The sequence below is a fragment of the Micromonospora sp. NPDC002411 genome, assembly GCF_053592955.1.
The window spans coordinates 1-8,431 of sequence record NZ_JBSFBM010000298.1; the positions used below are offsets into that span (position 1 = coordinate 1).

Here is an 8,431-nt window from a genome sequence, read left to right on the forward strand (position 1 = left end):
CTCGTTCTCGGGCGTCACCGAGTTGAACTCACGGTTCAAGATCGTGGTGTACGCCGAGTCGGACAGCTTGTACGCCGCCACCGCCGCGCCGAAGTGCGGTGACTGACACGTGGCCCGACATCGCCCCCGCCGCGGGAACGCCGCACTGCGGCCCACCCTCACATGTGCCGGAACACGGCTGGTGGGTGACGAGGCACGCCGACGTACGCGCGGCGCTCACCGACCCGAACCTGCGGGTACCGCCCGTCGAGAGCGGCCCGCCCGGCACGCTTGCCTGGCTGCGCGCCTCGGTCAGCCGGTTCAGTGCACCGCACCGGCACGCCCAGCGTCGGGCGACAGTGGTCGACGCGTTGGCCGACCTGGACCCGGACGCGCTGCGGCGCGAGGCCGCCCAGCGGACCGTCGCCGTCCTGGACCGCGCCGGTGACCGCCTCGACGTGATGCGTGAACTGGCCCGCCCGGTGCCGCTGCGGGTGCTGGCCGAACGACTCGGTCTCGCCGACCCGGTAGCCGCCGGGACGGCGGTCGCCGTCGTCGCGGCCGCGTACCACCCGGGGGTCGACCCGGCGTCGACCCGGCGGGCCGACGCGGCGGTGGAGGCGTTGCTGGCCCTCGTGCCGCCGGGCCCGCCGGAGGTCCGGGCGAACCTGATCGGTCTGCTGGTCCAGGCCTGCGACGCGACGGCCGGCCTGATCGGTGCCGCCGCCCACCACCTGCTGCCGCCGTCCGGCGGCCGGCCCGACGGGGACGAGCCCGGGGCGGCGGGGACCACCGCGCTGCTCGCGGAGGTCCTGCGGCTCGACCCGCCGGTGCGGGCGACCCGGCGCGTCACCACCACAGGGGTACGACTGGGTGGACACCATCTGCCGGCGGGAAGCCCGGTGCTGCTGCGCTTCGACGCGGCCAACCGCGACCCGCTGGTGTTCACCGAGCCGGCGGCGTTCCGACCCGGTCGCCCCGGTGCCGGGCTGCTGACGTTCGGGGCGGGGGAGCGCGGCTGCCCCGGCGACCGGCACGCCCTGGCCCTTGCCGCCGGAGTGCTCGACGTGCTGCGCGCACGCTGCCGGCGCACCCGGACCGACCTGCGTCACGAGCCGCACCCCACACTGCGTGTCCCGACCGACCTGGAGGTGAGCGTCAGATGATCGACTCTCGTGCCGCGTTCCACGCCCTGCACCACGGCGGCCGCCCCCTGCTGCTGCCCAACGCGTGGGACCACGCCTCGGCGGCGGCGCTCGCCGCGCGGGGCCACCCGGCGGTCGGCACCACCAGCCTGGGAGTGGCCGCCACCGCGGGCCTTCCCGACGGCACCGCCGCCACCGCCGGGGAGACCCTGGCCCTGGCTCGCCGGCTGGCGCGGTTGCCGGTGCTGCTCAGCGTCGACGTGGAGGCCGGGTTCAGCGACGACCCGGCGGAGGTGGCCGGGTACGTGGCGGAGCTGGCGGGGCTCGGCGTGGTCGGGATCAACCTGGAGGACGGGCGCGCCGACGGCACCCTCGCCGACCCGGAGCACCTCGCCGACAAGGTCGCGGCGGTGAAGACGGCCGTGCCGGACCTGTTCGTCAACGCCCGCGTCGACACCTGGTGGCTCGGCGTGGACGACCCGCTGCCGCAGACCCTCGCCCGGGCTCGCGCCTACCGGGCGGCGGGCGCCGACGGGATCTTCGTGCCCGGCGTCGTGGACCTGGCCACGCTGCGCGGGCTCACCGAGCGGATCGACGCCCCGGTGAACGCGCTGTACCAACCCGGCGGTCCAGGGCTGGACGAGTTCAGCCGGGTCGGAATCGCCCGGGTCAGCACCGGCTCGCTGCTGTTCCGCGCGGCGCTGGCCGCCGCGCTCACCGCCGCCGACGGGGTACGCGTCGACGGGCTCGAAGCCCCGGCGGGGCTGCCGTCATACGCCGAGGTGCAACGGCTGGCACCGACGCAACCGGACGGTTCGCTCCCTTAGGGGTAGATAGGAGAATTGTTCGGTCCGCTCCGGTCGCGGCGATTACGGTGTGTTACAGGGCGAAGTACCCAATGTGGGACCGGAGGAAAGGGACCCCCGTCATGCGAGTGCCCAGCCGTAGTCCGGGACAGCAACCCGGCCCTCCCGCCACACCCACCGCCCCGGCCCGGCGGCGCCCCTCCGGCACCGCACCCCGCCGCCTCCCCACCGCCGAGCCCGACCTGGCCGCCTACCGGGCCGCCGTGGCCGAACTCCTGGTCGAGGTGGGCGCCCTCGCCGACGCGACGAGCACCCGGGCCCGACAGGTGCTCATCGACGAGCGACTGCGGGAGCCGGCGCTCGCCGCGGTCCTCGACGCCACCCCACAGGGGCTGATCGGCGCCCGCGAGACGCTGCTGCTGGAAATGGCCCGCTACCAGCCGAACGAGCGCACCTCGGCGAGGGACCTGACCGCGCTGGTCCGGATCTACCTGCTCTCGCGCATCGACGTGCTGTGGTGGCAGGACGCTCCGACGTTCGTCACCGACGACCAGGTCAACGGCAGCGCCGAACTCGTCGACCTGGAGTGGCTGCGCCGCCGCGACCTGCTGCGCTTCCGCTACCAGGAGCAGCCCGCCACCATGCTCGGCCGGGCCGCGCGCGGCCTGCGCCGACGGCTCCGGCCGGACGTCACCCCGCGTACGGCGGGACTGCTGTTCCGCCGGGCCCGCCGAGAGGTGGTGGCGCTGCTCAACGACATCGGACGGGAGTTCACCGCCGCCGCGCCGCCGGCCACCCCGCCGCTGTGGGTCACCAGCCTGGTCCGCAGCGCCGAACACCAGTACCGGCTGCGCCGCCTGGGCTACGCCGCGATGCTGCCCAGTGGGCACTGCCTCGGCTACTCCGTCGACGTCGAACTGGCCTGGTTCGAGCGGTTCGGAGCGCGGGACACCCTGGCGGAACTGCTGCTCAACCGGCAGAAGGCCGGAGAGCTGAACGTCATCGACGAGGGGCAGGCGTGGCACCTGTGCCTCGCGCCCACCGCCCGCCGTCGCCTGCGCCGGGCCTACGAGGCCGAGATGGGGGTCTGACCCGGTGTGCGGCATCGCGTTGAGCATCGGCCCCGAGGCCGACCCGGCGACGTTCCGGCGGATGCTCGCCGTCCTGGCCCCTCGCGGTGAGGTCACCGAGACCCGGTCCGAGAACGGTCTGCTCGCCGGCACCCGCCGGCTTCGGATCGTCGACCGGGACCGGGCGGTGCAACCGTGGACCTCCACCGACGAACGCTGGCTGCTCTGCTTCAACGGCGAGATCTTCAACTACCGGGAGCTACGGGCGCAGCTGACCCGCCTCGGGCAGGCCTTCCGCACCGACAGCGACACCGAGGTGCTGCTCGCCGCGTTCCAGCAGTGGGGCGAGGCGGCGGTGACCCGGCTGCGTGGCGAGTACGCCTTCGCGGTCGTCGAGCGGGCCACCGGCCGGACGTACCTGGCCCGCGACCCGGTCGGGGTGAAGCCGCTGTACTGGTCCCGCCGCCCCGGCTGCCTGCACCTCGCCTCCGAGGTCAAGGCGCTCGTCGGGCACGGCGCCCCGGTCTCCGAGGTGCCGCCCGGGCACCACGGCTGGGCGGAGGTCGACGGGCACGTGCGACTGAGGCCGCACGTCGACCTGCTCACCATCGGCGCGGGTCTGCCGGTCATCGACGACCCGGACGAGGCCGCCCTGCTCGTCCGTGCCGCGTTGAGCGACGCGATCCGGATGCGGGTGGAGACCGACCTGACCGTCGGGGTGGTGCTCTCCGGTGGGTTGGACAGCTCGTTGACACTGCGGCAGGTACGCGACATCCACCCGGACTGCGTCGCGGTGACGGTCGGCGTGGCGGACAGCCCCGACGTGGCGTACGCCCGGCGGCTCGCCGCCGACCTCGACGTGCCGCACGTGGTGGTCGAGCTGCGTCCGCGCGACATCCGGCTCGCCGACGTCCGCGAGGCGATCCGGATCTCCGAGCTGACCGAGTACGGCGACATCATCAACGCCGTGGTCTCGGTGCCGATCTTCCGGAGGCTGCGCGACCTGGGCATCAAGGTGGTGCTCACCGGCGACGGCTCCGACGAGCTGTTCGGCGGCTACCCGATGTACCACCAGGTCGGCCCCGCCGCGGCGCGCAGGCTGTTCCTGCACCGGATCCGCAACCTGTGTCGTACGGAGTTGCAGCGGGTCGACCGGGCCGCCATGGGGCACGGGGTGGAGGCGCGGCTGCCGTTCCTCGACCTCAGCGTGGTGGAACTGGCGATGCGGCTGCCGCTGGATCTGAAACTGCGCCACGGACAGGAGAAGTGGATCGTCCGGCGGGCGTTCGCGGACGTGCTGCCCGACTACATCCTGCGCCGCCCGAAGCACCCGATGTCCTACTCGTCGGGGCTGCACGAGCGGGTACGGCTGTACAAGCCGCTCTTCGCCCGGCTGCACCGGTCGTTCGGCTACGACCTGCAGGAGCCGGTCCGCCGGGACTTCGACAGTGTCCTCAGTCGCTGCGGCAACGACCTGGACCGGGCGATCGCGGACGGGCTGAGCCGGCCCGACTACACCGTCCTGGAGCACGCCCGTGACCTGGTCGGCGCGGCCAAGTGGAACGCCGCGCCGGTGGTCCGTCGACTGGTCGGCCCGCGCCCGGCCCGCCGCTGAACAGAGGCCACCCGGGCGTCGGGTCGGCCGGTGTTCAGCTCACCAGCAGCAGCGCGCCGACAGCGGCGAGCGTGCCGGTGACCGCGAGCAGCGTGCTGGTGAGCACGAACCGGGTCACCGGCACCGCCACCCCGGCGGCCCGGCACCGCTCGAACCAGAGCAGGGTGGCCAGCGACGCCCAGGGGGCGGCCAGCGGGCCGACGTTGGTGCCGATCAGCAGGGCCAGCAGGCGGGTGTGGTCAGCGCTCGGCAGCACCGACTCGCCGGCCAGGTAGGCCGGCAGGTTGTTCACCCCGTTGGCCAGCAGCGCGCCGGTGCCCCCGGCGCGCAGCGCGCCCAGCGCACCGCCGTCGGCGCCGAGCAGGTTGCCGACCAGGTCGTCCAGACCGTGCCGGCCGAGGGTCTGCACCACCAGGAACAGGCCGGTGACGAAGAAGAGCAGGCGCACCGGGACCAGCCCCGGGCGCAGCGTGGCGGGGGAGCGGACGAGGAACCCGACCAGCACCAGCGCGAGCGCGACGGTGGAGGCCAGACCAATCTCCACTCCGGCGAGGATGCCGGCGACGAACAGCAGACAACCGGCCAGCGCCGTGCGGTGCAGCACCGGATCGGCGGGCACGTGGCGGGCCGGCGGAACGAACCGTCCGCCGACGGGTCGGTCCCGCCGCCACCACCCGAACCAGAGCACGGCCATGGTGACCGCGACGGCGGCGATCTGCGGCAACGCCATCCTGGCCGCGTACGTCAGGGGCGCCAGGCCGACCCGGTCGGCCGCCAGCAGGTTCGTCAGGTTCGACACCGGCAGCAACAGGCTGGCGGTGTTGGCCAGCCAGACCGTGGTGACGGCGAGCGGGGCGGCGGGGATCCGCAGGTTCCGGGCCAGCGCGAGCAGCACCGGGGTGAGCAGCACGGCGGTGGTGTCGAGGTTGAGCACGAGGGTGGTGAGTGTGGCGAGACCGCCGCAGAGCAGGAACAGCGCCGCCCAACTGCCCCGGGAGGCCCGGGCCAGTCGACTGGCCAGCACGTCGAAGACACCGGCCACGGCGGTCAGCTCGGCCAGCACGATCACGGTGCCGAGGAACAGCAGCAGCGGCAGGATCCGGTGCAGGGTCTGGGTGGTCTCCGCGCGGGGGAGCAGCCCGCTCAGCGCGCAGGCCGCGCCGACCACGGCGAGCACGGCCGCCACCACGTCCAGCGGGTGGGGCCGCCAACGCGTGGTCGGTTCGGGCGGGGCTGCAAGCGTCACATCTGCTCACGTTGGCACAGCCCCTGGTCAGCTGCCCGGCAACCCCGCGCGCTGGTGACCAGCCCCACCGTTTGCGCCGCCGCCGACGAGGGCAGGCGGATCGATGCGGTGGGCACCCGTCCGGACGTGGCCGGGCCCGGCCCCCGACGATCGGGGACCGGGCCCGGTTGCGTGCTCGGTGCCTACCAGCCGAGGTAGCTGGGCTGGGTCTGCACGTTGAGCTCCTGGTAGCGGGTCAGCTTGGCCGTCCAGGTGCGCCAGTCGTTCAGCTCCAGGACGTCCAGGCCCTTCACCATGTCGTTGGAGTAGATGTGGCCGTTGTAGTAGTACGCGGACCAGGTGCCGCCGCCGACGGGTCGGTCGGCCGAGAGCGGACCACGCTCCCAGAAGGCGATCTCCTTCGGCTTGGCCGAGTCGGTGAAGTCCCAGACCGAGATGCCGCCCTGGTACCACGCCTGGACCATGATGTCCTTACCGATCACCGGGATCAGCGAGCCGTTGTGCGCCACGCAGTTCTCGGTGTCGGCGTTCGCCCGGGGGATCTTGTAGTAACTGCGGAAGGTCATCTTCCGCGCGTTGCCACGGCCGGAGATGTCGTAGATGGCGTCCGCGCCCCGGTTCGGGCCGACGGTCTCGTTGCAGGTCGCCGCCCCGCCGCCACCCAGCTCGTCGGTGAAGATCACCTTGGTGCCGGCGTTGTTGAAGGTCGCCGAGTGCCAGAACGCGAAGTTGACCTCGTCCCGGACCCGGTTGATGACCCGAGGTGCTTCCCGGTTCTTGATGTCGAGCAGGATGCCGTCACCCATGCACGCGCCGGCGGCGAGGTCCTTGGCCGGGTAGACGGTGATGTCGTGGCAGCCGGTCGTCGCCGAGCCGGTCTCACTGCCCGGGAAACCGCCGTCCGGGAAGAGGTTCGGGGCGGCGATCACCGCGGCGTCGGTCGGCTTCTTCAGCGGCACCTTGATGATGGAGATCGAGTCGTGCGGCGGCTGGCAGTCCGGGAATTCGGCCCGCGGGCTGTACGAGGAGACGTACAGGTAGACGGCCTTGCGGTCCTTGCCCGGCACCAGGGTGTGGGTGTGCGAGCCGCACGCCGTCTCGACGGACTTGATGTAGCGCGGGTTGGCCTTGTCCTTGATGTCGAAGACCTTGATCCCCTCCCACGAGCCCTTCACGTCCGCCCCCTGCGTGGTGCTGTTGCAGGAGTCGTCGCTGCGGGACGAGTCGGTGGAGAGGAACAACAGGTCACCGTGGACGGAAATGTCGTTCTGCGACCCCGGGCAGAGCACCCGGGCCTTGACCGTCGGAGCGCTGGGCCGCGAGATGTCGTAGATGACGAAGCCGTTGTAGTTGCCGGCGAACGCGTACTTGCCCTGGAAGGCGATGTCGCTGTTGGTGGCGTCCAACGGGGCGACCTTGGGCACATTGGCGATCTGGCGCAGGTTGGGGCTGCTCACGATCTCGTCGACGCCGGGGATCGTGTTGGTGAGCGCGGGGGCCGGGGCCGCCTGCGGAACCGTCTGCGCGTTGCTCGCCGGGGCGACGAGGGCGCTGGCGACGAGGAGGCCGGTCGTGGCGACCGCCACGACGCGCAGTTGTCGTAACCGTGGCTTGTGGAGTCTGATCATCGGCGGGGCCCTTCGCAAGGGAGAGACGATGGTTGACACGTTACCGCCCGACGAAGAACGTCGATGTGAGCTGGATCACATGAAAGTGAGTTCTTCAATGGATAGCATCGCGGTGACCTCGACCTCAGGGAGTGGCCCATGACCAATCGGCGCGCGCGCACCCTGGCAGTCGTCACACTGGCTCTCGTGTTGCCGCTGGTGGCGTTCCTGGTGATCCGTCTCGGCGACGACACCGGCACGGGCACCGGGCAGCCGGTCTCCGCCCCCGCCACCTCCACCGCGCCGCCGACGGCCAGCCCCGTCCCCACCGACCTGACCGTCATCGCGCCCGGCCGCCCCGGCGAGACAGCGGCCACCCGCCCGGCGCACGAGGTCCGTGACGTCGGCCCCGCCCCGCACAACTCGCTGGACGTCGTGTTCGTCCAGATGATGATCCCGCACCACGCGCAGGCCCTGGCGATGGCGGAGCTCGCCCCGGACCGGGCCGCCGATCCCGACGTCCGTGCGATCGCCGAGCGCATCCGCGCCAGCCAGGGGCCGGAGATGGGCATGATGCGCGGCTGGCTGCAGACCCGTGGCCTCCCGGCGGAGGTCCAGGGGCACGACCACGGCACCATGCGCGGCATGCAGTCGCCCGAGGCGATGCGGCAGCTCGCCGCGACCCGAGGCGCGGACTTCGACCGGCTCTTCGTCCGGATGATGACCGAGCATCACCAGGGCGCCATCGAGATGGCCACCAAGCTGCTCACGGTCGGCTCCGACCTGACACTCAACGAGTTCGCCAACGCCGTCGCCACCGAGCAGAGCGTCGAGATCGACCGGATGCGCGAGATCCTCGGCTCCTGAGCGCTCGGGTTCGGCGGGGCGGAACCGCTGGGCAGCACCAGCAGCAACTTGTCCCCCCAGCGCTGCACGACGTCGCCGACCTGCACGTCGCCGACC

The 8,431-nt window shown here is 72.6% G+C and carries 7 protein-coding genes and 1 pseudogene; 5 read left to right on the forward strand and 3 right to left on the reverse strand.

Annotated features, from left to right (window positions below; all coding sequences use genetic code 11):
• Positions 1-162 (reverse strand): annotated as a pseudogene (locus ACWCO3_RS27190) (endo-1,4-beta-xylanase); the annotation flags it as partial.
• A gap of 23 nt (positions 163-185) precedes the next feature.
• Between ACWCO3_RS27190 and ACWCO3_RS27195 the strand changes: the two are divergent.
• The 4 genes from ACWCO3_RS27195 (at position 186) to ACWCO3_RS27210 (ending at position 4,615) form a co-directional block, all read left to right on the forward strand.
• Positions 186-1,145, forward strand: coding sequence for a cytochrome P450 (locus ACWCO3_RS27195; RefSeq protein ID WP_450012732.1), 960 nt, complete (start codon positions 186-188; stop codon positions 1,143-1,145).
• Complete coding sequence (locus tag ACWCO3_RS27200) at positions 1,142-1,951, forward strand: isocitrate lyase/PEP mutase family protein (protein ID WP_450012734.1); 810 nt, start codon at positions 1,142-1,144, stop codon at positions 1,949-1,951. Before ACWCO3_RS27195 ends, ACWCO3_RS27200 begins: the two co-directional genes overlap by 4 nt.
• Positions 1,952-2,052: 101 nt before the next feature.
• Complete coding sequence (locus tag ACWCO3_RS27205; RefSeq protein WP_145781630.1) at positions 2,053-3,021, forward strand: DUF5715 family protein; 969 nt, start codon at positions 2,053-2,055, stop codon at positions 3,019-3,021.
• Between the two features lie 4 nt (positions 3,022-3,025).
• Positions 3,026-4,615 (forward strand): asparagine synthetase B family protein, encoded by a 1,590-nt coding sequence (locus ACWCO3_RS27210; RefSeq protein WP_145781632.1) that lies wholly within the window; start codon positions 3,026-3,028, stop codon positions 4,613-4,615.
• A gap of 34 nt (positions 4,616-4,649) precedes the next feature.
• Here ACWCO3_RS27210 and ACWCO3_RS27215 read toward each other — a convergent pair whose 3' ends face one another.
• Entirely contained in the window at positions 4,650-5,861 is a 1,212-nt protein-coding gene (locus ACWCO3_RS27215; RefSeq protein ID WP_450012737.1) for an SLC13 family permease, read from the reverse strand.
• A 182-nt stretch (positions 5,862-6,043) separates the two neighbouring features.
• Positions 6,044-7,489, reverse strand: a complete 1,446-nt coding sequence (locus ACWCO3_RS27220) for an LVIVD repeat-containing protein (protein WP_355026438.1) — start codon at positions 7,487-7,489, stop codon at positions 6,044-6,046.
• A 138-nt stretch (positions 7,490-7,627) separates the two neighbouring features.
• On the opposite strand from ACWCO3_RS27220, the gene ACWCO3_RS27225 reads away from it, so the two are divergent.
• The gene (locus tag ACWCO3_RS27225; RefSeq protein ID WP_450012738.1) at positions 7,628-8,335 is read left to right on the forward strand and encodes a DUF305 domain-containing protein; all 708 of its coding nucleotides are present in this window, start codon (positions 7,628-7,630) and stop codon (positions 8,333-8,335) included.
• The last annotated feature ends 96 nt before the right edge of the window (positions 8,336-8,431 follow it).

Excerpts from the sequence above, each read along its gene's own strand:
- ACWCO3_RS27200 (WP_450012734.1), top strand. The coding sequence starts at position 1,142 with ATGATCGACTCTCGTGCCGCGTTCCACGCCCTGCACCACGGCGGCCGC.
- ACWCO3_RS27205 (WP_145781630.1), top strand. The coding sequence starts at position 2,053 with ATGCGAGTGCCCAGCCGTAGTCCGGGACAGCAACCCGGCCCTCCCGCC.
- ACWCO3_RS27220 (WP_355026438.1), bottom strand. The coding sequence starts at position 7,489 with ATGATCAGACTCCACAAGCCACGGTTACGACAACTGCGCGTCGTGGCG.
- ACWCO3_RS27225 (WP_450012738.1), top strand. The coding sequence starts at position 7,628 with ATGACCAATCGGCGCGCGCGCACCCTGGCAGTCGTCACACTGGCTCTC.